The organism is uncultured Alcanivorax sp. (genome assembly GCF_947258575.1).
Lineage (GTDB): Bacteria > Pseudomonadota > Gammaproteobacteria > Pseudomonadales > Alcanivoracaceae > Alcanivorax.
In genome coordinates this window covers 285,646-308,813 of record NZ_CAMYIV010000004.1, presented here as the reverse complement: position 1 = coordinate 308,813, position 23,168 = coordinate 285,646, and the positions used below count along the sequence as shown (strand labels likewise).

Annotated in this window: 26 protein-coding genes; 13 read left to right on the top strand and 13 right to left on the bottom strand. The window is 60.4% G+C overall.

Going from position 1 to position 23,168, the window contains the following annotated elements; genetic code table 11:
* Positions 1-251 precede the first annotated feature (251 nt).
* The 5 genes from Q0Y02_RS04970 to Q0Y02_RS04950 form a co-directional block, all read right to left on the bottom strand.
* Positions 252-950, bottom strand: a complete 699-nt coding sequence (locus tag Q0Y02_RS04970) for a uroporphyrinogen-III synthase (protein WP_297765192.1) — start codon at positions 948-950, stop codon at positions 252-254.
* A gap of 5 nt (positions 951-955) precedes the next feature.
* Positions 956-1,888, bottom strand: coding sequence for a hydroxymethylbilane synthase (gene hemC, locus Q0Y02_RS04965; RefSeq protein WP_297765189.1), 933 nt, complete (start codon positions 1,886-1,888; stop codon positions 956-958).
* A 227-nt stretch (positions 1,889-2,115) separates the two neighbouring features.
* Positions 2,116-2,427, bottom strand: a complete 312-nt coding sequence (locus tag Q0Y02_RS04960) for a TRL-like family protein (protein WP_035245269.1) — start codon at positions 2,425-2,427, stop codon at positions 2,116-2,118.
* An 83-nt stretch (positions 2,428-2,510) separates the two neighbouring features.
* Complete coding sequence (locus Q0Y02_RS04955) at positions 2,511-3,251, bottom strand: LytTR family DNA-binding domain-containing protein (protein WP_297765186.1); 741 nt, start codon at positions 3,249-3,251, stop codon at positions 2,511-2,513.
* 15 nt (positions 3,252-3,266) lie between these two features.
* Complete coding sequence (locus Q0Y02_RS04950) at positions 3,267-4,304, bottom strand: sensor histidine kinase (protein WP_297765182.1); 1,038 nt, start codon at positions 4,302-4,304, stop codon at positions 3,267-3,269.
* 149 nt (positions 4,305-4,453) lie between these two features.
* On the opposite strand from Q0Y02_RS04950, the gene argH reads away from it, so the two are divergent.
* The 3 genes from argH to lysA all read left to right on the top strand — a co-directional run bounded on the left by argH (position 4,454) and on the right by lysA (position 7,360).
* Positions 4,454-5,854 carry an argininosuccinate lyase gene (gene argH, locus Q0Y02_RS04945; RefSeq protein WP_297765179.1) on the top strand — a complete coding sequence of 467 codons (1,401 nt, stop codon included), beginning with the start codon at positions 4,454-4,456 and terminating at the stop codon, positions 5,852-5,854.
* Positions 5,855-5,948: 94 nt separating this feature from the next.
* Entirely contained in the window at positions 5,949-6,116 is a 168-nt protein-coding gene (locus Q0Y02_RS04940) for a lipoprotein (RefSeq protein WP_297765177.1), read from the top strand.
* Between the two features lie 2 nt (positions 6,117-6,118).
* Positions 6,119-7,360: a diaminopimelate decarboxylase gene (gene lysA / locus Q0Y02_RS04935; protein ID WP_297765175.1), complete on the top strand. Its 1,242-nt coding sequence runs from the start codon at positions 6,119-6,121 to the stop codon at positions 7,358-7,360.
* A gap of 174 nt (positions 7,361-7,534) precedes the next feature.
* Here lysA and nhaC read toward each other — a convergent pair whose 3' ends face one another.
* Positions 7,535-9,028: a Na+/H+ antiporter NhaC gene (gene nhaC / locus Q0Y02_RS04930; protein WP_297765172.1), complete on the bottom strand. Its 1,494-nt coding sequence runs from the start codon at positions 9,026-9,028 to the stop codon at positions 7,535-7,537.
* A gap of 214 nt (positions 9,029-9,242) precedes the next feature.
* On the bottom strand, positions 9,243-10,085 hold the full coding sequence (gene rlmJ, locus Q0Y02_RS04925; RefSeq protein WP_297765169.1) for a 23S rRNA (adenine(2030)-N(6))-methyltransferase RlmJ: 843 nt from the start codon (positions 10,083-10,085) through the stop codon (positions 9,243-9,245).
* A 359-nt stretch (positions 10,086-10,444) separates the two neighbouring features.
* Between rlmJ and dapF the strand changes: the two genes are divergently transcribed.
* From dapF to Q0Y02_RS04900, 5 genes are all read left to right on the top strand, one after another.
* The gene (gene dapF, locus Q0Y02_RS04920; protein WP_366516905.1) at positions 10,445-11,299 is read left to right on the top strand and encodes a diaminopimelate epimerase; all 855 of its coding nucleotides are present in this window, start codon (positions 10,445-10,447) and stop codon (positions 11,297-11,299) included.
* Between the two features lie 10 nt (positions 11,300-11,309).
* Entirely contained in the window at positions 11,310-12,032 is a 723-nt protein-coding gene (locus Q0Y02_RS04915) for a DUF484 family protein (protein WP_297765166.1), read from the top strand.
* Positions 12,029-12,958 (top strand): tyrosine recombinase XerC, encoded by a 930-nt coding sequence (xerC, locus tag Q0Y02_RS04910; RefSeq protein WP_297765163.1) that lies wholly within the window; start codon positions 12,029-12,031, stop codon positions 12,956-12,958. The genes Q0Y02_RS04915 and xerC overlap by 4 nt, the downstream gene beginning before the upstream one ends.
* A gap of 220 nt (positions 12,959-13,178) precedes the next feature.
* Entirely contained in the window at positions 13,179-13,886 is a 708-nt protein-coding gene (locus Q0Y02_RS04905; protein WP_297765161.1) for an HAD family hydrolase, read from the top strand.
* The gene (locus Q0Y02_RS04900) at positions 13,879-14,193 is read left to right on the top strand and encodes a YqcC family protein (protein WP_297765158.1); all 315 of its coding nucleotides are present in this window, start codon (positions 13,879-13,881) and stop codon (positions 14,191-14,193) included. The genes Q0Y02_RS04905 and Q0Y02_RS04900 overlap by 8 nt, the downstream gene beginning before the upstream one ends.
* A 409-nt stretch (positions 14,194-14,602) precedes the next feature.
* Here the strand turns inward: Q0Y02_RS04900 and Q0Y02_RS04895 are convergent, their stop codons facing one another.
* Entirely contained in the window at positions 14,603-15,565 is a 963-nt protein-coding gene (locus Q0Y02_RS04895; RefSeq protein ID WP_297765155.1) for a ChuX/HutX family heme-like substrate-binding protein, read from the bottom strand.
* Positions 15,566-15,861: 296 nt separating this feature from the next.
* Positions 15,862-16,038 (bottom strand): hemin uptake protein HemP, encoded by a 177-nt coding sequence (locus Q0Y02_RS04890; RefSeq protein WP_035245286.1) that lies wholly within the window; start codon positions 16,036-16,038, stop codon positions 15,862-15,864.
* A gap of 282 nt (positions 16,039-16,320) precedes the next feature.
* Between Q0Y02_RS04890 and Q0Y02_RS04885 the strand changes: the two genes are divergently transcribed.
* The 3 genes from Q0Y02_RS04885 (at position 16,321) to Q0Y02_RS04875 (ending at position 18,413) form a co-directional block, all read left to right on the top strand.
* A complete protein-coding gene (locus Q0Y02_RS04885; protein ID WP_232221997.1) occupies positions 16,321-16,815 on the top strand; it encodes a DUF6231 family protein in 495 nt (164 codons plus the stop codon).
* A gap of 296 nt (positions 16,816-17,111) precedes the next feature.
* Positions 17,112-17,792, top strand: a complete 681-nt coding sequence (locus Q0Y02_RS04880; protein WP_297765150.1) for a hypothetical protein — start codon at positions 17,112-17,114, stop codon at positions 17,790-17,792.
* A 201-nt stretch (positions 17,793-17,993) separates the two neighbouring features.
* A complete protein-coding gene (locus tag Q0Y02_RS04875) occupies positions 17,994-18,413 on the top strand; it encodes an OsmC family protein (RefSeq protein ID WP_297765147.1) in 420 nt (139 codons plus the stop codon).
* 220 nt (positions 18,414-18,633) lie between these two features.
* Here the strand turns inward: Q0Y02_RS04875 and Q0Y02_RS04870 are convergent, their stop codons facing one another.
* The 4 genes from Q0Y02_RS04870 to Q0Y02_RS04855 form a co-directional block, all read right to left on the bottom strand.
* Positions 18,634-19,143, bottom strand: coding sequence for a dihydrofolate reductase (locus Q0Y02_RS04870; RefSeq protein ID WP_297765144.1), 510 nt, complete (start codon positions 19,141-19,143; stop codon positions 18,634-18,636).
* A gap of 77 nt (positions 19,144-19,220) precedes the next feature.
* A complete protein-coding gene (locus tag Q0Y02_RS04865; RefSeq protein WP_297765141.1) occupies positions 19,221-20,054 on the bottom strand; it encodes a thymidylate synthase in 834 nt (277 codons plus the stop codon).
* A complete protein-coding gene (gene lgt / locus Q0Y02_RS04860; protein WP_297765139.1) occupies positions 20,051-20,863 on the bottom strand; it encodes a prolipoprotein diacylglyceryl transferase in 813 nt (270 codons plus the stop codon). The genes Q0Y02_RS04865 and lgt overlap by 4 nt, the downstream gene beginning before the upstream one ends.
* 5 nt (positions 20,864-20,868) lie before the next feature.
* The gene (locus Q0Y02_RS04855) at positions 20,869-21,672 is read right to left on the bottom strand and encodes a sulfite exporter TauE/SafE family protein (protein WP_297765137.1); all 804 of its coding nucleotides are present in this window, start codon (positions 21,670-21,672) and stop codon (positions 20,869-20,871) included.
* Between the two features lie 192 nt (positions 21,673-21,864).
* On the opposite strand from Q0Y02_RS04855, the gene Q0Y02_RS04850 reads away from it, so the two are divergent.
* Together Q0Y02_RS04850 and Q0Y02_RS04845 are read left to right on the top strand one after the other, a co-directional pair.
* Positions 21,865-22,608, top strand: a complete 744-nt coding sequence (locus Q0Y02_RS04850; RefSeq protein WP_297765135.1) for an NRDE family protein — start codon at positions 21,865-21,867, stop codon at positions 22,606-22,608.
* Positions 22,609-22,721: 113 nt separating this feature from the next.
* The gene (locus Q0Y02_RS04845) at positions 22,722-23,162 is read left to right on the top strand and encodes a hypothetical protein (protein ID WP_297765133.1); all 441 of its coding nucleotides are present in this window, start codon (positions 22,722-22,724) and stop codon (positions 23,160-23,162) included.
* Positions 23,163-23,168 lie beyond the last annotated feature (6 nt).

The window sequence follows — 23,168 nt, the reverse complement described above, 5'->3', positions numbered from 1 at the left end:
CACACAATCACATTCACGGCCCGCCCAAAAAAAATAGATTCCGGCGCGGCTGCGTATAGATCTTAAATAGGCTCTCAGCGAAAACCTTAATTGGGGCTGCGCTGAGTGTCCATTAAACAATGTAATAGGAGGGGCAAACAGGGCATGAAATCGCGAGATGGATTACAAAACACTACCTTCGCGATATGAAAGGTCCGTTCTTTGCTCCGCCCCCGCAAGGGAACGAAAAAGAGATCGACTATGCACGTTCTTCAAACGGAGGTCAGCGCGGCCAGCATGTCTTCATCGTGGGCACTGACCGCCACTCGCATTGGTCCGGTATGTTGCGCACGAATATGTGCAGCCACTCGCTCTCCTGCAGCCACTATTCCAGCGCCAGCGGGGATTTTTCCGCTGATCGCCTGCCAGCTTTCCACACTGGTCACCATGATCCAGTCAAATTGCGCCGGGCAATGAAACGCCGGGTTGGGCAAACGACGGTAGAACGGCAGGGTGACAACTTCCGCTCCTCGCTCGGCAAGAGTCTGTGCCAGCAATTCCCGACCGCTTTCGCCACGGCACAGCAACACTTTCTTTTCCGTCAGTTGCTGCAGACAGGGCAGCGATAGCACCGCTTCGGAATTGAAACCACCGTCGGGAACGGTGGGCTGCAGATGCCAGCGGGTAATTTCTGCCGCAGTGGCCTTGCCCACCGCCAGCCAGTTGACGCCCACCGGCCATTGGGGCCAGATATCCGCCATGGCAGCCAGGGCCAGGCGGGCGGCATTACTGCTGGCGAAGAAAACGGCGTGGAACAGGTCCAGATCCATGAGAACCCGGCGGCTGGCATCGCTGACCGGCAGCGGCTCGATATGCAGGGCCGGGCTGTGGAGCGGCTGATACCCGGCATCATGCAGAGCATCCATTAACGCCTGCTGCTGCCCCAGGGGACGGGTGACCAGCACCTGCATGATAATCAGCCCCGCTCGTAGAGCGCCTTGAGAATGACATCCGCCCCCTGGGCCAGCAGTTGCTCGGCAATCTCCACACCCAGTTCGGCACCGCGCTCGCGCGGGGCGCGCCCTTCTGCGCGGAGCACCTGTTTGCCGTTTTCCTCGGCGACCAGACCACGCAACCAGAGCTGATCATCTTCCAGCAGGGCAAAGCCGGCGATGGGCACCTGGCAGCCGCCTTCCAGGCGCCGATTCATGGCCCGTTCCGCCACTACCCGGTCCCAGGTATCCACATCGCTGAGCGGACTCAGCAGTGCGATGGTGCGCTCATCGCCTTCGCGGCATTCGATGCCGACCGCACCCTGCCCCACCGCCGGCAGGGATTCCTCCGGCGGCATTTCATAACGGATCCGCTCGTGCATCTCCAGCCGCTTGAGACCGGCAGCGGCGAGGATAATGGCGTCGAACTCGCCGGCATCCAGCTTACCCAGGCGGGTCTGCACATTACCGCGCAGGCTTTTCACCACCAGGTCCGGACGATTGGCCTGTACCTGGGCCTGACGGCGCAGGCTGGACGTCCCCACACAGGCACCATGTGGCAGAGCAGACAGGCTGTCATGGTGATTGGAAACGAAGGCATCACGAGGATCTTCCCGCTCACAGATCACCGGCAGCGCAAAGCCTTCCGGTAATTCCATGGGCACATCCTTCATGGAATGCACGGCAATATCCGCACGGCCGTCCATGATCGCCTCTTCCAGCTCCTTCACGAACAGGCCCTTGCCGCCAATCTTGGCCAGCGGGGTATCGAGAATCTTGTCCCCCTGGGTCTTGATCCGCACCAGCTCCACGCTCAGCCCCTCGTGTAAACCTTCCAGACGCTGCTGAACGTATTCCGCCTGCCAGATGGCAAGGGGGCTGGAACGGGTGGCGATACGCAAGACTTCGCGGGACATGGGGCATCCTGATGACTGTGAATTAAGGCCGTCAGTCTATCAGGTAAAGAAGCTTCAAGCTGCAAGCCGCAAGCTTCAACACGACGGCCAGATTGTTGCGGTTTTAAACGACAGGGGCCGCGCCCAGACTCTGGACGCGGCCCCAATGTTTGAAAAAAGACAAAGCTCTAAGCCGCGTTGTAGCTTGCAGCTTGCAGCTTGCAGCTTGACGCTTGTAGCTGGTCTTTTCAGTTGCCGTAAACCACCACGGTAAACTCCGCCAGCACGCCGAAGAAGTTCTGGGACTCGTAGTCCACATGATGGATTTCGGTGATGCCGCCGTTACGGGCGGCGGTCTGGATGCTGGCATCGCCGGAGGCAATGATGCCGAGAATCGAACGGGTACTGGCTCGGCCAACCCGGGTGGGTTTCTCGGTGGAAGCGGTGGCGGTGAGCGGCGCCTTCACGTTGCCGTAAAGCAGACCGGTGACCGGCATGGTAGCGGAGGCACAGCCGCTCAGCGCTGCGGCGCTGACCAGCAGAAGAAGAAGCTTTTTCATGGCAGGTTTCCTGTTCTTGTTATTGGATTGCTGGGAACATAGAGAGATCCAAGGCTAGCATGCCGATGAACCTCTGTTAACGACTACAGATTCTGCAGCACCCGGCGCAAGCCGGCCACATGACGGCGGCTGACAGTGAGCCTTTCATCAATGCCGCGCAGGCGTACCTGGTGGTGGCCGGCGGTGGCCATCTCCATACCCTCGATAAACTTCAACGCCACCAGGGCATTGCGGTGAATACGCACGAACTGGTCACCGAATTCGGTCTCCAGCTCCTTGAGAGTTTCATCGATCAGCACTTCGCCCTCGCCGGAGCAGACGGTGACGTATTTCTGGTCAGCCAGGAAATAACGCACCTCATCCACCGGCACCAGCTCCAGACCCCGGTGGGTACGAGCACTGATATGCCCACGCCGGCGCGGTTTTTCTTCACTAACGTCCCTGCCGATTTCCGCCAGCTGCACCCGATTCAGGGTCCGGGCCTTGCCCAGTGCCGTGGCCAGATCATCGGCACTGACCGGCTTGAGCAGATAATCCACCGCATGGACCTTGAAAGCCTGCAGGGCATGTTCGTCATAGGCGGTACAGAAGATCAGCGCCGGGGGATTATCCATCTTGCTGAGATGCTCGGCGGCTTCCATACCGTCCATTTCCGGCATGCGAATATCCATCAGGATCACGTCTGGTCTGCTGATTTGAGCCTGATCCACAGCCTCGCGGCCGTTGGCCGCTTCTGCCACCACTTCAACACCCTCGGTTTTCTCTACCAGCCGCTTCAGCCGGTCCCGAGCCAGTTGTTCGTCGTCGCACACAAGCACCCGCATAATTCCCATCCTTTTTTATTGCAGCGGATATCGGATTTCGATTTCGTATTCTTTTTGTTGCGGCCGTGATTCCACCGCCACCTCATCACCATACAACGCTTCCAGTCGATGACGAATATTCTCCAGCGCCATTCGGTTGCCGTTGTGGTGCCCGTCGCCTTCCGGCTTGGGGTTACTCACCGATAATACCAGCTCGCCATGTTCTGCCAGGGCCCGGATCGTCACCACGCCGCCCGCAGCTAATGGCTGTATGCCATGATAAATGGCATTTTCGAGCAAGGGTTGCAAGGTTAACAGCGGAATCATCACGCTTTTTGCCTCTACGCGGATGTCCCATTCCACCTGCAGACGCTCGCCCATGCGCAATTGCTCAATATGAATATAGCGTCGACACAGCTCCAGTTCCTCATCCAGAGAGACCTCATTGCCGATATTCTTCAGGCTGGCCCTGAACAGCACAGAGAGATCCTCCACCACTTTCTCGGCCGTATCCGGATCCACCGCAATGAGGCTGGCAATGATGTTCATGGAATTAAACAGGAAATGCGGGCGAATCCGCGATTGCAGGGCCTGTATTCGCGCCTGCAATTCCGCCTGCCCCTTCTGGCGAAGCTGCTCCTGCACATAGAAATAGCGCATCACCAGGCCGGCAATAATGGCAGCGATCAGGCCGTTGACCAGAATTTCCATGGACCACAGGGAGCCCGGCATCAGGGTCCCGGTCACCCAGCTCATCACCAGGGCAGCCACCACGCTGAACACCAGGGTGTCGACCACCACCAGCAAGACCACTGCCACGGCTGCCACGGATGGCGCCAGGCGATTTAGCCTGGGACGTAGTTGGCAGACCAGCGCCGCCGAGGTGAGCCCCACCCATTGCACAAACAGTGAGGTGATCGCCAGCCTGCCCATGCTGAAATCGCTGTAATAGGTGGCCACCAGGTTGATCACCAGAGCCATTAGCTCTGCCACGACAACCACTACCAGCACCGCGCGGGTGCTGCACAAGTCGGGCAGGAAGCTTGAATTGGGCTGGTCGTCCGTGGCCGCCATTGAATCTCCGGTCAGTAAAAATCACTAGTTACAAGCAGTTATACATTAAGCGAGCAGATCACCCAAGCAATACCGATTGTTCAGGGGCTCCCCGGTCCCTGCTATACTGCGCGCCTCGCAAATCCGGCTTTATGCATGGGAACCGTACGATGACCGACAAGCAGCAGAACAAACTCTGGGGCGGCCGCTTCAGCGAATCCACCGATCAGTTCGTTCAGGAATTCACCGCCAGCGTGAATTTCGACCGGCGCATGTACCGCCAGGACATCTTCGGCTCCCAGGCTCATGCCACCATGCTGGCAGAAGTGGGCGTGCTCACCGATGAGGAACGCGACGCTATCATCAACGGCTTGGCGGAAATCCAGAAGGAAATCGAAGCCGGTGAATTCCAGTGGTCCGTGGCCCTGGAAGACGTGCACATGAACATCGAGGCGCGGCTCACCGACAAGATCGGCATCACCGGCAAGAAGCTGCACACCGGCCGCAGCCGCAACGACCAGGTGGCCACGGATATCCGCCTGTGGCTGCGTGATGAAATGCTGATCATGGAAGAGCAGTATCTGCACCTGATGACCGGCCTGCTGAACCTGGCCGAGCGTGAAGCCGCCACTATCATGCCCGGCTTCACCCACCTGCAGACCGCTCAGCCGGTGACCTTCGGCCACCACCTGCTGGCCTGGTTCGAGATGCTCAAGCGCGACCGCGAACGCCTGCTGGACTGCAAAAAGCGCGTTAACCGCATGCCCCTGGGCGCCGCTGCCCTGGCTGGCACCACCTACCCGATCAACCGCGAGCGCACCTGCGAATTGCTGGGTTTTGACGGCGTCTGCGAAAACTCCCTGGATGCCGTCAGCGACCGGGACTTCGCCATCGAATTCTGCGCCCTGGCCGCCCTGACCATGACCCACCTGTCACGGATCAGCGAAGAGCTGGTGCTGTGGACCAGCGCCCAGTTCAACTTTATCAACCTGCCCGACCGCTTCTGCACCGGCAGCTCCATCATGCCGCAGAAGAAGAACCCGGACGTGCCGGAGCTGGTGCGCGGCAAGACCGGCCGCGTCAACGGCCACCTGATCAGCCTGCTGACCCTGATGAAGAGCCAACCGCTGGCCTACAACAAGGACAACCAGGAAGACAAAGAGCCGCTGTACGACGCCGTGAACACCATCAAAGGCAGCCTGCGCGCCTTCGGCGACATGATCCCGGCCCTGGAGCCCAATCGCGAGGTGATGCGCGAAGCGGCCCGTCGTGGTTTCGCCACCGCCACCGACCTGGCCGATTATCTGGTGCGCAAGGGCATTGCCTTCCGCGACTCCCACGAAATCGTTGGCAAGGCCGTGGCCTACGGCGTAGAAAAGAAGAAGGACCTGAGCGACATGTCCCTGTCTGAACTGAAGCAATTCAGTGACCAGATCGAAGACGACGTGTTCGACGTGCTGACCCTGGAAGGCTCGGTGAGCGCCCGTAACCATATCGGTGGCACCGCCCCGGATCAGGTGCGTGCCGCAGTTGCCCGTGCCCGGCAAGCGCTGGACAATACCGGTAACTGATCAACCTCGGGCGGACAGGGCACGGCCCTTTCCGCCACCCTCGTCGAGGGGGAAGCACCACGCTATCCGCCTTCGCACGCACATTCGGAGCTTGATGATGCGCATCATCGCCCTGCTATTTGTCGTTCTGCTGGCTGGCTGCGGCCAGAAAGGCCCGCTGTACTTTGCCCCCCAGGAACCCGCCGCCGAGCCCACAGAGGTGCAGGACGACAACGCCGACCAACCCGCCGCATCCGACCAGGATGACGGTGAACAGGAATAATCATGGACCACTTTCAGTACCGCGATGGCGAGCTGTTCGCCGAAGAATTGCCGGTAGAACAACTGGCTGACCGTTTCGGCACACCGCTGTATCTCTATTCCCGCGCCACCCTGGAGCGTCACTTCCAGGCCTTCGATGAGGCTTTCGGTGATCACCCTCACCAGGTCTGTTATGCGGTGAAAGCCAACTCCAACCTGGCGGTACTGAACGTGCTGGCCCGTTGCGGCGCCGGCTTTGATATCGTCTCCGGCGGCGAGCTGGAGCGAGTACTGCGGGCCGGCGGCGATCCCGACAAGATCGTATTTTCCGGCGTCGGCAAGACCGCCGATGAAATGGCCGCCGCACTGAAAGCCAACATCCATTGCTTCAACGTGGAGTCCGCCGCCGAGCTGGAACTGCTGAACCTGGTGGCCGGCGAACTGGATCGGGAAGCGCCCATCGCCATCCGCGTAAATCCGGATGTGGACGCCCAGACCCACCCCTATATTTCCACCGGCCTGAAGGACAACAAGTTCGGGGTGGATATCGCCAAGGCACCCGCACTTTATCAACGCGCCGCCGAACTGCCGCACATCAAGGTACTGGGTATCGACTGCCACATCGGCAGCCAGCTCACCAAGCTGTCGCCCTTTGAAGATGCGCTGGAGCGCGTGCTCAAGCTGCTGGAGCAACTGCAGCATCTGGGTATCGAGATTCACCACCTGGATCTGGGCGGCGGCCTGGGCGTGACCTATAACGACGAAGTGCCACCGGCTCCGGAAGATTATGTGCAGGCCCTGCTCAAGCACATCCCCGGCGACCTGCCGGTACACATCGAGCCGGGCCGGGCCATTGCCGCCAACGCCGGCATCTTTGTTACCCAGGTGTTGTTCCTCAAGCCCACCGAGCACAAGAACTTCGCCATCGTCGACGGCGCCATGAACGATCTGATCCGCCCCAGCCTGTATTCGGCCTGGCAGAATATCGTGCCGGTGAAACCCCATGATGCGGATTGTCGGGACTGGGATATCGTCGGCCCGGTCTGCGAGACCGGTGACTTCCTCGGCAAGGACCGGGCCCTGTCCCTGGAGACCGGCGACCTGCTGGCGATTCGCAGCGCCGGTGCCTACGGCTTTGCCATGGCCAGCAACTACAACAGCCGCAACCGCCCCGCTGAAGTGATGGTGGATGGCGACCAGGCCTTTGTGGTGCGCCAACGGGAAACCGTTGAGGACCAACTGAAACTGGAGTCGCTGCTGCCCTGACACCCGCGGGTAGCAATGAAATCAAAAGGCGGACATACCAGACAGGTATCTCCGCCTTTTTTTATCACCGCGTTTTGGTAGGGCCGCTGCCAGCATTAACGCACGAGTTACGACAAGGCCAGAGAGGCTGGATTCTCCTGCAGACGCTCCGCGCTTGCACGCGGTTCGCGGCGCCTACAGGGATTTCGAAGAAGGCCCGTGGGCCACATCCCCTGCCGCCGGCGGGGTCAGGCGCAGCACCTTGATCCCCAGCCAGGCATAGACCAGCGCCAGCAGCGGGTTGATCAGATTGAAAAACGCGTAGAACAGATAGTCCGTCACCGGCACCAGCAACACCGACTGCATGTACGCCCCGCAGGTATTCCAGGGAATCAGCGGGCTGGTGATGGTGCCGCCGTCTTCCAGGGCCCGGGACAGATTCACCGGCGCCAGCCCTTCCTTTTCATAGGCCTCGCGGAACATGCGCCCGGGCATGATGATGGAAATATACTGGTCTGCAGTGAGGATGTTGCTGCCCAGACAGGTGGCCAGGGTGGCCGTAATCAACCCCGCCGCGCCCTTCACCATCGCCAGCAGCCCTTCGATCAGCTTCGCCAGCAAACCGGCATGCTCCATCACCGCCCCGAAGGTCATGGCGCAGAGAATCAGCCAGACCGTGTTGAGCATGGAGGCCATACCGCCACCGGACAGCAGATCATTGAGCGCCGCATCGCCGGTTTCCACGGTGATACCGCCATAGAAGGTCTGCCACACCACTTTCAGTGACGCCACCAGATCCGCCTGTGCCACGCCCGCCTGGGCGGCAATGGCCTCGGGCTGGAACAGCAATGCCCAGACGCCACCCAGCAAGGCTCCCAGAAAGATCGCCGGCAGCGCCGGCATGCGTTTGAGCGCCAGCACCAGCAGCACCAACAGGGGAATCAGGTGCAGAAAGGAAATATGAAACTGGTTATCCAGACCGGCCAGTAACGGGCGGATGCGGTTCACCGTGTCACCGGCCACTTCCGCATTGAGCCCCATAAACAGGAAAATCAGCAGAGCAATGACAATGGAAGGCACCGTGGTCCACAGCATCAGGCGGATATGTTCGAACAGATCCGAGCCGGCCACCGCCGGTGCCAGATTGGTGGTTTCCGACAGCGGCGAAATCTTGTCGCCGAAATAGGCCCCGGACACCACCGCCCCGGCAGCCACCGGCAACGACAACCCCAGACCGTTGGCCACCCCGATCAGCGCCACCCCCACGGTGGCCGCTACCGTCCAGCTGGAACCGATACTCAGGGCGATAATGGCGCAGATCAGGCAGGCCGCTGCATAGAACAGGGCCGGGTTCATCAGCTCCAGTCCGAAATAGATCAGCGACGGCACAATGCCGGCCAGCCGCCAGGTACCAATTAATGCCCCTACACTGAGCAGAATCAGCACCGCGCCCAGGGCCACGGCAATGCCCTTGATCATGGCGGTCTCGATCTCCCGCCAGGACATACCATTCTTGAAAGCAATCAGCGAGGCCAGCCCGGCACAAAGCAACAGGGCAATCTGGTTGGGCCCGGAAGAAGCACTGTCGCCGAACAGGTACACCGCCGCCGCCAACAGCGCCACCAGCACGACTATAGGCAGCAGGGCATCGAACAGGCTGGGGCGACGATGTGAAGAGGACTGTGTCATGGCAGGCTTACCGACGGCTGTCTGTCCGGTTGCTCTCTTTCCCGTTATGGGCCTTCGCCGGCGAGTAAACACTTACCTGCGGCGCGAAAAGCGGCGCAGTCTACCAGCACCCTGGCGAAGGCGCATTGCCGGTGGTCGGCCTGACAGGCGAGTGCCTGATTCTCCCGCCCAGTGCGATTCACGTGCCCCATCGCACCCTATTTTGTTAAGGCTGTCAGGCCTCGCCGGTCAGCTCTCTTACCAGAGTGTGGCCGTTGGGCTCGCACAGGGCATTCTTGAGCACAGGCATGGCCTGGGCCATATGCTGGGCCAGCGTGTAAGGCGGATTGACGATCAGCATGCCGGAGCCGGTCATGCCACGGCCAGAGGCATCCGGGCGCGGGCAACACTCCACTCGCAGCATATTGGGAATCTCTGCCTTGACGAAACGGCGGATGAAACTCTCGGTGCGGTTACGGTCCAGCACCGGATACCAGATGGCATAGGTAGCGGTGGAGAAGCGATCCATGGCCATCTGCAACGCCGGCAACAGGCCAAGGTAATCCGCTTCCATTTCATAGGAAGGATCGATCAGCACCAAGCCACGGCGATGCTGGGGCGGCAACATGGCCTTGAATCCCTGCCAGGCATCCAGTTTTTCCACGCGCACCCGCTTGTCATCGGCAAAGCGACGCTGCAGCAACTCGAAATCGGTACTGTGCAGCTCGGAACACTGCAGCCGGTCCTGCTCGCGCAACAGGCTGGCGCTGATCAGCGGCGAACCCGGATACTCGGTGAGCTTGCCCACCGGGTTGAGTTTTTTCACCAGCGCCACGTACTGGTCAATCACCCCCACACCGGTGCGGTTATCCAACAATCGGGCAATGCCGTCCCGGTATTCCCCGGTCTTCTGCATGTGATCACTGGCAATGGCATAGCTGCCGGCCCCGGCATGGGTATCGTGCACCGTGAAGGGCTTATCCTTCTTTTTCAGGTACTCGATGATCGCCACCTGGACGATGTGCTTGAGAACATCGGCAAAGTTGCCGGCGTGGTAGCTGTGGCGATAGGAAAGCATGGTGACAACCTGAAGAAGTGTAAGGGCGCATTGTACACCGAATGCCCCCCACCATAGGAACGTCGCTGGCTGAACGATATGGATGTTTCTACAGGGCTCACTGTAGGAGCGCCTCTTGAGGCGCGAATCCGAGCTTAGGCGAAAGAAAAATCGCTAGGCACACCCCAAAGTTTGTAGATGGTTTGTTGCCACCCGGAACCCCATCCCTCGCTTGGGCTCAGGTTCGCGCCTCAAGAGGCGCTCCTACAGTGGCTTCGTGGCCAAGCCTGAACGCTTCTGCAACATCGCTAATACGCCATCACCTGACGTCGCTCGCATCCCGGAGTACAATGGCCTTTTACCCGTACCGGACACCTCGCATGAACCTGCGCTTTACCAAAATGCACGGCCTGGGCAACGATTTCATGGTCATCGACGGCATCAGCCAGTCGCTGCCGGAAACCGGTGTGCCGTTTGCCGTCGACGAGATCCGCCGCCTGGGCGACCGGCATTTCGGCGTGGGCTTTGACCAGATGCTGATCGTTCAACCGGCCCGTGCCGCCGGTGCGGATTTCCGTTACCGCATCCTCAATGCAGACGGTTCCGAGGTCAGCCAGTGTGGCAACGGCGCCCGTTGCTTTGCCCGCTTCGTGCGCGATCACGGGCTTACCGACAAGGCCGAAATCGTGGTGGAAACCGCCGCCGGGCAGATGACCCTGGCAGTGACCGACGACGAGCAGGTCACCGTGGACATGGGCGCGCCGCGCTGGGCGCCGGAAGCGATCCCCCTGAGCGCCAAGGGCGAGCAGGACACCTACTTCCTGATGGCTGACAGCAATGCCTACGAAGTCGGTGCCGTCGGCCTGGGCAATCCGCACTGCACCCTGCTGGTGGAGAATGTGGACACGGCACCAGTCGAGACCGTGGGACCGCTGCTGGAAAGCCACGAGCAGTTCCCGGAGCGGGTCAACGTGGGCTTCATGCAGATCGTCAGCCGCAATGAAATCCGCCTGCGCGTCTATGAACGGGGCGCCGGGGAAACCCTGGCCTGTGGCTCCGGTGCCTGCGCCGCCGTGGTGATCGGCCAGCGCCGGGGATTTCTGGATCAGGACGTCACCGTGCACCTGCCCGGTGGCACCTTGCAGATTCGCTATACCGGCCAGGGTGGCATCCGGATGACAGGCCCTGCCAGCCATGTCTATGATGGCAGCATTGATGTAACAGCGGCCGTATAAGGACGGACTCATGACGGAGAACACCAAAGCCAGCGCCGACCAGGTTGCCGCCTACCTGCGCGACAACCCGGATTATTTCCAGCACCGCCCGGAGCTGCTGGAGTTGCTGCGCCTGCCAGACTCCAAAGGGGAAGCCGTCTCACTGCTGGAACGCCAGGCCTCCATTCTCCGCGACCGTAATAACGAGCTGCGTGACCGCCTCAACGGCCTGTTGGACGTGGCCCGGGAAAACGATCACCTGTTCGACAAGACCCGCCGCCTGACCCTGTCTCTGCTGGAAGCGCGGGGGGCGGAAAAACTGTTCCGCAACCTGCTCGGCAGCCTCGGTGACGATTTTCACTGCGACCGGGTGGCGCTGATGCTCTACGACCGGGAACTGCCCATCCTTGGCGATCTGCGCAATCAGATTCGTTGCGTGGACAGCGATGCTCTGCCCAGCGCCCTCAACCATCTGCTGCGCAACGGCAAGGCGGTCTGCGGCGCCATGCGCGAAGAGGAAATGCAGGCCCTGTTCCAGGAACATGCCACCGACATCCGCTCCGCCGCCATGGTGCCGCTGGAATACCAGGGCAAGCTGGGCCTGCTGGCCATCGGCAGCAAAAGCGCCATGCACTTCCGCAGCTCTCTGGGCACCCTGTTCATCACCCACATCGGCCAGGTACTCAGCCGCCGCCTGCACGAAGTCCTGCGGCAATACCCGCATCAGGCAGCCAAAAAGATCAATGAACAGTGAACAGCGGAAGCCGCGATAAAGACACCGTTACTGCCTTCCTGCAACATCTGGAGTTCGAGCGCCGCCTCTCCCCCCACACCGTCAGCAATTACCAGCGTGACCTGAAAGAAGCCTTCCGCCTCACCGGGCAGCGGGACTGGGCCACGCTCACCGTGCACGACATGCGCTCGCTGGTGGCCACCCTGCATCGGCAGGGAAAAGGCGGCAAGACCATTGCCCGGCTGCTGTCCACACTGCGCACCTTTTACAGTTATCTGATGCGGGAAGGGCTGGCCCGGGATAACCCGGCGGTGGATGTGCGGCCACCGAAAAGTGGCAAGCGCCTGCCCAAGGCCCTGGATGCGGATCAGGTGGGCCAGCTGCTGGACGCAGGCATGAAAAAAGGCGACCCACTGAGCCTGCGCGACCAGGCCATCATGGAACTGTTTTACGCCTGCGGCCTGCGCCTGGCAGAACTGCTGAGCCTGAACCTGGACAGCCTGGACCTGAGCGCCGGCCAGTTGCTGGTCACCGGTAAAGGCAACAAGACCCGCCAGCTCCCCATCGGCAAACCGGCCCTCACTGCCGTGCGCCGCTGGCTCAAGGCCCGCACCCTGTTTATCAAGGACAGCGAAGAGAAAGCGCTATTTCTGAGCAAGAATGGCCGGCGACTGTCCCCCTCCAGCGTGCAACAACGGCTGAAACGTCACGCCCTGGAACGGGGCCTGGATGACCACCTGCACCCCCACAAGCTGCGCCATTCCTTCGCCACCCATTTACTGGAATCCTCCGGCGACCTGCGCGCGGTACAGGAACTGCTGGGCCACGCGGACCTGGCTACCACCCAGGTCTACACCCATCTGGATTTCCAGCACCTGGCGCAGGTTTATGATGGCGCTCACCCCAGAGCGCAACGCCGCAACAGGGATGACGAGGAATCGTCCTGACGTCTGCCGCTTCCTGTAGGCGTTCCCTTCCAGGGGACGAACCTCGCGCAGCGAGGCACCCAAAGGGGGCCATTTTCAAGGACCTATGGAGTCTGGAGATCCCAGATCGCCCTATGGCCGATTCCGTGCTGCGCACGGTTCGCCCCCTGGAAGGGAGCTCCTACAGCAGGGTCGTAGCCATCGCCGGGCCTCAGCCCCTGCCATGCGTTACAATAGCGCCATGAGCCGACTCAAACTGATTACCTTTGATCTGGACAATACCCTCTGGCCGGTGGACGAAGTGATTCGCCGGGCGGAGAAGGCATGCAGTGACTGGATCATCGACCGCCATCCGGAAGCCGCCCAGGCGCTGAGCGCCGAGCGAGTCCGCGCGGTACGCACTGCCCTACTGCGGGAGCGGCCGGATTATCTGGATAACCTGACCGCACTGCGCCAGGACGCCATGGCACGGGCCTTTACCGAGCATGGCTACAGCACCGGCGAGGCGCGCAAGATTGCCGAACAAGCCTTTCTGGTTTTCCACCGCGCCCGTAATCAGGTGACGTTTTTCCCCGGCGCCCTGGAGGTTCTCGAACAGCTGGCCGACAGCTATCAGCTGGGCGCCCTGACCAATGGCAACGCGGACCTGCAGCAAATCGGCATCGCCGAGCTGTTCACCTTCCACCATTCCGCGGAAACCATCGGCAAGCGCAAACCCGCACCGGACATGTTCCTGGCGGCACTGACCTCTGCCGGGGTCGATGCCAGCCAGGCCGTCCATGTGGGCGACCACCCCCTGGAGGATGTGCATGCTGCTCGCGAACACGGCATGCATGCCATCTGGGCCAACCTGATTGATCTGGACTGGCCGGTTGATCTGGCTCACCCCCGTCACCATATTCACAACCTTCACGAACTCCCGGACCTGGTACCTCTTTTCGATGACTAAGCGCGCACAACTTATCTGTCTTCTGGACAACCTGCAGACCGAGATGGACCAGCAGGGCCTGTGGGAACAGCAAGCCCCGGCGCCCTCTGCCTTCGACAGCAGCACCCCCTTCTTTGCCGACACCATGGCGTTCAGCCAGTGGCTGCAGTGGGTTTTTATCGCCCGCTTCCGCGCCATTCTCGACGCCGACCATCCCCTGCCCGGCCAGTGCGACGTGAGCCCCATGGCGGAAGAAGCACTAAAAGGAATGGAGCAGGATGTCAGCGAGATCATTGATCTGCTCAAGCAGTTCGACGAGCACTTTTGAGGGGAGTGGCAAGCGGAGCCAGATGCACATATCTGTAGGAGGCTGCCTGCAGGCGAACCGACACACTGTAGAAGCGTCGCTGGCGGCGTGATTCAGGCCTTGCCAAAGGACTGTGGCTTTTATGTAGGAGCTATGCTTGCATGGCGAACCGAGCGTAGCGAGACAACAGACCCCCAGATCTGCCCGTCTTTTCTGAAAACCTGTCGAGCTCTGATATCCCTGATCGCCCTACGGTCGATTTCCGCGCAAGCGCGGTTCGCACCTCAAGAGGTGTTATTCGCTGCGCTCACCCTTCGGGCCGCACTGCAAAACGTGCGTTACTCCGCTACGCTCCGTTTCTACAGCGGCTTCGTAGAAATGCCGAGGTCCGAGGAACTTTCCACCCTTTCCAATCGAGCGTAGCTCGTAGCTAGCGAATCACGCTATCCCTCAATAACGCCCGCCAGTCTGACTCTGCTTCCCCTGCCGAGAGCGTCCACAGCCAGTTGCCGTTTTCATCCAGCGCTTCCAGAGCCGTCAACACCTGACCATCACCGGGCTTACGCAGGCGCCACAGGCTGTGCATCTTTGCCATGTCCAGGGACACCAGCGCGCCGTTGTGGGCCAGATGGCAATGACTGCCCTGCCAGCGCGGCGACGACCAGGGTGCGGTCATGCACAAACGCACCCCCTGATTACCCACACACAAGGTGGTCGCCTTATCGCAACGCGACGCATCCGCCAGCACCGCCGGCAAGGTTTCCGGGCGCACCCGGCAGGCAAAGCTGTCACGCACCGACCGATACAGCACATCTCTCTGATTGTGGCAGCGCTGCAACAGCTGGGAAAAATCCTCCTCATCGACACTGGCGGCCCAGTCGCGTTCCAGCTGCGATAGTGACCCCAACTCACCCGCCACAATGTGCGGCAGGCCGGCAGGCGGCGTTAGCGTCTGCTGATCCGGATGCAGCATGGCACAGACCAGTTCCTCAAAGGCAAGGCCGCCACTGTCCGGGGCCACTGCCATCTGTTGCAGCGGTTGCCCCTGACGATCGAAAAACACCAGGCTGCGGGCCGGCAAGGCGCCGGTAGGTTCCAGTACAGCCAGCACGGAATGCCACTGGGATACCTGCAGACTTTGTCGTAATCGACAACGGTCGCCGACTGACTCCAGCCACCACTCACCCTCATGGAACGCCGGGTAGTGCATGTTCTGGGAAACCCGGGAACCACTGGTAAAGGTGGTCACCACCAGGGAGCCGAGTCGATAGAGGGCCTTGAGAATGGCCAGCGGCTCGTCCTGCAATCGCAAAACCCGATCACCGAGTGCAGCGCCGCACTGCCGAAGCAGAGGAGATGCCGCCGGCGCCGGGGACCACGCCATCACTGACATGCTACCTCCAGATCGCCGCACCAACGGTCAAGGAACCGCTGAATAACCCTGTGCATGTTCAGCAAGGTGTTATTCAGAAGCGCCTTAATGGTCGATGGTGCTTGTTGTTAGGTGTGGAAAGCTGGCGGCGGCTGGCGATCCACGTCAGGGAGAAAAGAAAGCGCGGTATGCAACACGTCCCGGACAACAACGCGAAACAAGAATCCCGGGAGTTGGCGTAACTGACTCCGCGCTGGACCGCTTGGCGCAGCGCAAAGGCGTTAAATGTTGTTGCGTAAAGCGTGTTGCGTACCGCGTTATTTTGTCAGAATCAGCCGGTTATTGGAGGTGCGTCGCAACTGGTAACGCTCACCGGCATGCTCAATCCAGAGCTTGCCCTGATGATTGAGCAGCAAGCTGCTGGCAACACTGCTTTCTGCATTGATGGCAACCCGGCGGGTCGTCGTGGTGACGTTCTTCTTGAGCTGAGTCATGCTGGCCTCCTTGTCTGTATATGAGAATCATTATCATTACTGATTGAGGGTCCGTCAATCCTCTTCCCGAATTTTCTGACGGGAATCACAAAGCAGGCCTGAGTGTGTCTTTTTACGTGAACCCTTTACCTTGTCTGGCGTCCGCGATCAGACGTCTGCGCGCGTTGCTTTTCTTCGTCCGCCGTCCAGCATTCCCACCGGCAAGTGTTTTTACGTTCCCCTATCGAAAGCCCTGCACAACCGCGCTAGACTGAATTCATGAATACCGCGATGGCACACCCCATGACTGAATCCCCCCAGGAACGTCTGGCCGCTATCCTGGATAGCCACCAGCCTTCCTCCATTGTTACCGTCAGCCTCAACCCCATCCCCGTCGTCAGCCAATGGTGCAAAGACCATGACTGCAATCTGGTGGAAATCCAGGAGCAGGATCCCTTTGCGGCACTGGATGATATCGAGCGGGTAGATATGGCGATTGTGGCCGACCAGCTGGAGTACATGAGCCAGCGGGACGGCGAGGCGCTGATGGGCCTGCTGCGAAACCTGCACACCGATTCCATGGTGGCGGTGTACCAGCCCACCCTGGCCCCGCAGAAACTGCGCTGGCCCAGCAATGGATTTCTGGCACTGGGTTGCCGGGAACAGGGGCACTTTGCCCAGGATGGCCGCGAGCTGAACATCTACAGCTACGACCTGGACAACTACAACTTCGAGCGCAAATGGAACAACCCGCGTTTCTGGGCCAACCCGGAAAACTGGGGCAAATACTGGTGGTGAACACCCCCAAGCCCGACTGTAACGTAGGGTGGATTAGCCGAAGGCGTAATCCACAACCCTCCCTCTGCCGTTGACTCCAAAGCTATGGAGGCGCGACATCAACTCGCTGGCGAGTTAAAGGGAGGCCTGGATTTATCTCCACTGTGGGCAGGTGGATTACGCCTGCGGCTAATCCACCCTACTGGCCACCAAACGTCCCACCTGCAACGACCGACACGAATATTGCCGCCTTTCCCTGTGCACATCCCGCCCGCTGTGGTGAAATAGCGCCTTTCCGGCTACACCTTACAACCGACATGATCAGCCAACGTTTTCGCGAAATCCTCTATTTCTGGTGGCGCAACCTGGGGCCCATTTTCCTGGTCACGGCCCCCTTTGCGCTGCTCACCGAAGCCAGCCAGTGGCTGTTTGGGCCCAGCTTTGTGTTTCCGGAAGAAGCCGGCGGCGCCCTGCAGTTCAGCGGCATCAGCCTGGCTATCGTGCTACTCAGCCGGCCCCTGGCGGAAGGCGCGTTGATCGCCCAGCTCGCTGCCGCGCGCACCGGCAAACCGGCAGGGCTGCTGCAGTGTCTGGCCGCCGCCTTGCTGGTCTATCCGATGCTGTTGGCCACCTATGCCATCATGGCCGTGGGTGTCTCACTGGGCTGGCTGGCGTTTTTCTTCCCTGCGCTGTGGGTCTACACCCGCCTATGTTTCGCGCCTTTCCTGGTCGTCCTGAAGCGCCGCAACCCCATCGATGCGCTGCGTCAGTCCTTCGCCATGACAGAAGCCCAGCAGTGGCCGCTACTGCTGATACTGGTGCTGGTATTCCTTGCCTATCTGCTGATGAGCAGCATCCTGGCCAGCCTGGTCACGTCCATCATCAGCCAGCCCCAGGCTACCGCTCTGCTGGTGGGTTTGCCGATCAGCCTGATGAGCGCACTGGTGAATGTAGCCGTATTCCGCTATTGGGAAATGGCACAGGACAGTGCCACGTAGAACCGGTAAGAGGTGACGGTAATGTTTTGACTTTCCCGCCACCACCATTGCCCGCTTTTTGGCCATGCCGACGCTCGCCCTTGCGGATACACCCGACACCGCCCACTGACGTTTTGTCACCGACTTCGACCAAAGCCGCCATGGCAAGTGGCTGTTTTGATGGCATACTGCCCTGAAGAATAAACCAACCGGGGATATCGCGTGCCACAACACACTATGCATCTGAGCTGGAACGCCCATGGCGAGGATCACTACCTCTGGCACCTGGCCGATGGCAATGAAGTCCGTGTGGTGGATGGCCATCATGGCCAGCAGGAATTCATGGAACCGGAAGAGGCCTTTATTGCCGCCCTGGCCAGCTGCCACCTGTTGTCGTTTCTCACCGAAGCGGCCCGCGAAGGCCTTTCCGTGACCAGCTACGATGACGCCCCCGAAGCTGTCCTTGGCCAGAACGAGCAGGCAATGATTTATGTGCGGCAGGTATTGCTGCAGCCGCTGGTGACTTTCAGCGGCGAACAACCGGACGCCGGCAAGATCCAGGCCCTGCACCAGCGCGCCCACGAGAAATGCTTTATTGCCCAGTCGGTGAAAAGTGAAGTGCTGATCAAACCGAGAGGATAAGAGTTGTAGGAGCGGCGCTTGAGCCGCGAACCGCGCTTGCGAGGAAATCGACCGCAGGGCGATCAGGACTTTCCGCGCTCGACAGACTCAAGAAAGAATGGCGGACAGACGTTGGTCTTTGTCGTCTCGCTGCACTCGGTTCGCACCTCAAGCGGTGCTCCTACAGCAGCTTCGTAGAGGTGGCGAACCTTTTGCTTTCAAGCCGAGCTTAACTCGTCCCTCATTTCCGCTCGTAAACCACGAACGAATAATCGTACGGATTCGGCCCTTCCGCGGAAAAATCTTCCCGGCCGATCTCTTTCCATTCAGCGGTGTCGTACTCCGGAAACCAGGTATCGCCGTCCACCTCCGCATGCACTTCGGTGAGATAGAGCCGGTCCGTTTTCGGCAGGGCCAGCGCATAGATCTCTGAGCCCCCCATCACCACTGCCTCGTCCTGCCCTTCGATAAAGGCCACGTTTTCCGCCATGGTCACCGCCTCTTCCAGCGTCGCCACCACCTTGGCGCCTTCCGCCTGAAAATCCGGCTGGCGAGTGATGACGATATTGGTGCGACCGGGTAATGGCTTGCCCAGAGAATCCCAGGTTTTGCGGCCCATGATCACTGGCTTGCCAAAGGTGACCTGCTTGAAGTACTTCAGGTCGTTGGGCAAATACCAGGGCAGCTTGTTATTGCGGCCGATCACATTATTGCTGGCCTTGGCGACCATCAGGGAAAGACGAATGGACATGCAAACCTCACTGACACGCAGCACGCTTGCATGCACCACGCGTGGCGGCGTGTTGCGTGAAGCGCAAAAGCGTTTTTTTAAATCGCCACCGGCGCCTTGATATGGGCGTGGGGCTCGTAATCGCTCACGGTGAAATCGTCAAAGGTAAAAGCGAACAGGTCTTTCACCTCCGGGTTCAACGTCATGGTGGGCAGCGGACGCGGATCCCGGGCCAGCTGGGTATCTGCCTGCTCCAGATGATTGGAATACAGGTGCGCATCACCCAGGGTATGCACGAAATCACCAGGCTCCAGACCACAGACCTGCGCCATCATCAACGTCAACAACGCATAGGAAGCGATGTTGAACGGCACGCCCAGAAAGATATCGCCGCTGCGTTGGTACAGCTGACAGCTCAACTTGCCGTCTGCCACATAGAACTGGAACAGACAATGACACGGCGGCAGCGCCTGCTTGCCGGCGGCCGCATTGGCGTCCGGGGAAATGGACGGATCCGGCAGCACCGCCGGATTCCAGGCACTGACCACCAGGCGACGGGAATCCGGGTTACGCTTGATCTCCGCCAGCACCTCACTGATCTGGTCAATCACCTGGCCATCATGGGTTTTCCAGCTGCGCCACTGCTCGCCATAGACCGGCCCCAGCTCACCCTCCGGGGTCGCCCAGCCATCCCAGATCGACACCCCGTTTTCCTTCAAATAACGGATATTGGTGTCGCCGGAAAGAAACCACAGCAGCTCGTGAATGATGGAGCGCAGGTGCAGCTTCTTGGTGGTGACCATGGGAAAGCCTTCACTCAGATCAAAACGCATCTGGTGACCGAACACCGCATAGGTACCGGTACCGGTACGGTCTTCCTTGAAGGTGCCATGCTCACGCACGTGGCGTAGCAGATCGAGATATTGCTTCATGAACGACTCCGGGAAGGGGTAGCGACACGATCATCATGGCGGTAGGCCCACACCATCATGGCGGCACCGAGAATGATCATCGGGATGCTCAATAACATCCCCATGGTCAGCCAGCCACCGCTCAGGTAACCAAGGTGGGCATCCGGTTCACGGAAAAATTCCACAAAGGTTCGGCCCAGACCATAACCCACCCCAAACAGCCCGGTCACCGCCCCGGCCGGGCGGGGCTTGGCCGAATAGAACCACAGCACGAGAAACAGCAGCACCCCTTCCAGCGCAAATTCATACAGCTGGGAAGGGTGCCGTGGCAGGCGATCAGGATCAGTGGGGAACACCATGGCCCAGGGCGCATCACTGGTGCGCCCCCACAACTCTGCATTGATGAAATTACCCAGGCGTCCGGTGGCCAGGCCGATCGGCACCATGGGCACCATGAAATCTGCCACCTGGAAAAACCGTTTGTTGGTCTTGCGGCCGAACAACCAGAACGCCACCAGCACCCCAATGGCGCCACCGTGGAAGCTCATGCCACCATCCCACAGCTTGAACAACCAGATCGGATCATCGAGAAACTTGCCGAAGTTATAGAACAGCACATAACCCAGCCGGCCACCCAGGATCACCCCCATGGCGCCGTAGAAGACCAAATCGCCCACCTGATCCTTGGTCCAGCCAGAGTTCGGCTGTTTGGCGCGATACACCCCCAGCAACCAGGCAGCGGCGAAGCCGATCATGTACATCAGGCCGTACCAGTGCACCTGAAGGGGACCAATGGCGATCGCCACCGGATCAATCTGCGGAAATTCCATAATGCCTATCCCAAAACCAGCCTGAGGCCGATGACAAACAACACCACCGCGAACACCTTCCTAAGCATCGCCGAAGGAAGCCGGTGGCTGAGTCGCGCCGCCAGTCTCGCGAACGGAAAACTGGTGAGCACTATACCGGCTGTTGCCGGCAAAAACACATAGCCCAGCGCCCCTTCGGGGAGCCGGGTTTCCTGCCAGCCGGCCACCGCAAAACCCAGGGTGCCGGCAATGGCGATGGGCAAACCACAGGCGGAGGCGATAGCCACTGCCTCCTGCATTTTCAGGCGACACCAGCTCAAAAAGGGCACCGTCAACGAACCGCCGCCAATACCAAAAATGGCAGACCCGGTACCAATCAACACCCCGGCCACACCCAGACCCGCCGCCCCGGGCACCCGCTCCGGCAGGTTACCGTCCGGCGCCTTGCGGCCCGTCAGTGCCATCTGCAAGGCAATCACCATGGCAAACAGACCAAACAAACGGGTCAGCAGTTCCCCTTTCATGGCATCGGCGATAAAGGCCCCGGCGAAGGCACCCAGCACAATGCCCACGCCCAGCCGCAACACCACCGGCCAGCGTACAAAGCCGGCCGTGTGGTGGGTACACACCGCGCTGATGGAAGTAATCATGATAGTGCTCAGGGAGGTGGCCACCGCCATCTTCGCCACCAGATCAGCGGGAAAACCGAGCCCGTGAAACAGAAAGATCAGCGCCGGCACAATCACCACGCCACCGCCCAGGCCCAGCGCCCCGGCCAGCAGGCCAGCACCCACGCCGACCCCCAGACAAATCAGAAACAGTTCCCACATTGGCCGGCCCTTATGCCAATCACTCGCAAGGCAGGTATGCTAGCACGGTGTGACGCCAGACGCCGGACGCTGACCACCTTTCAGGAGCCCACATCAGGCCGCGGAGCAAGCGGATTCGCCTGCAAGCAGGCTCCTACAATCACCGAAAATGCACGGCAACGATTAACCCTGAACCGCTGCAGGAAAGTTTGAATGTGTATTGTACTACTGGACTGGCAACCAGATTCTCCCACCCCCCTGCGGATGGCCGCCAACCGGGATGAATTCCACGCCCGCCCCGCCGAGCCCGCCCGCTGGCGCGGCGATATCTTCTGCGGTCTGGACCTGACCGCCGGCGGCACCTGGCTGGGCATCCACCGCAACGGCCGCGTCGCCGTGGTCACCAACTACCGGGAACCCATCACCGACCGGCAAACCGGCGAACGCTCCCGGGGCCTGCTGCCCCTGGCATTCCTGGAAGGCAGCGACTCCCCGGAACAGTTCTGCCGGGAGCTGGCCGAAGAACAACACCACTACGGCGCCTTCAACCTGCTGGTAGGCACCCCGGAAAGCCTCTGGTATCTGGGCAATCGCGGCGCCGCCCCGCAAGCGGTCACCCCCGGCATTCACGGCCTGTGCAACGGCCTGCTGGACGACCCCTGGCCCAAGGTACAGCGGGCCAAACAACGCCTGGCCAACGCCATCACCGCCGACTGCAGCACAGAACAGCTCATGGACGTGGTCAACGATCACTACCAGCCCCCGGACAGCGAACTCCCCGATACCGGCGTCGGCCTGGATCTGGAACGACTGGTGGCACCGGTCTTTATCCAGTCCCCCACCTACGGCACCCGCGCCAGCAGCGTGGTCGAGCTGCATCGCGACCACGACCCGATCATGCTGGAACAGGGCTGGCTGCCGGACGGCAGTGCCAACGGGAGCATCCAACGTAGCTGAATTGCGTTAAACGGCTCTCACTGGCGACAACTGTCAGCGATTTCCTACAGATATCCACTGGGCGGCCTGTTAGCGTTCCCTGCTTTGATCCGGCAAGGAAGCAGGAGAGGCTCATGGTCACGTCATCATTACGGGCAGCGGACCCGTTGCCCGGCACATCATCCCCTTACATCGCCACCATCATTTGCCGGGATGGCGCCCTTCTGGTCACCACCCCGAATCACGACAATCCGCAGCCGGTCCGTCACGTCGCCGAAACCGTCACCACCCTGCAGGAAGGTGACCGGGTACTTTGCCTGCTTGATGACACTATCGGGGTGGTGGTCACCGACCGCATCGTTCCACTGGCCGATAGCCACCCGGGCGCGGATCTGGTCACCGAACTGGACAATGGCCAGCTCCTCTTCGATGCCCCCAAAGGCCTGCTACTGCGTACCGGCGACGCCCAGATAGAGCTGCGCCCGGATGGCACCCTGCTGCTTGATGGGCGGGAAATCCACGCCATCGCCGACGGCATCAACCGCCTGCTTGGCGCCCGTATCGAACTCAACTGACCGCCC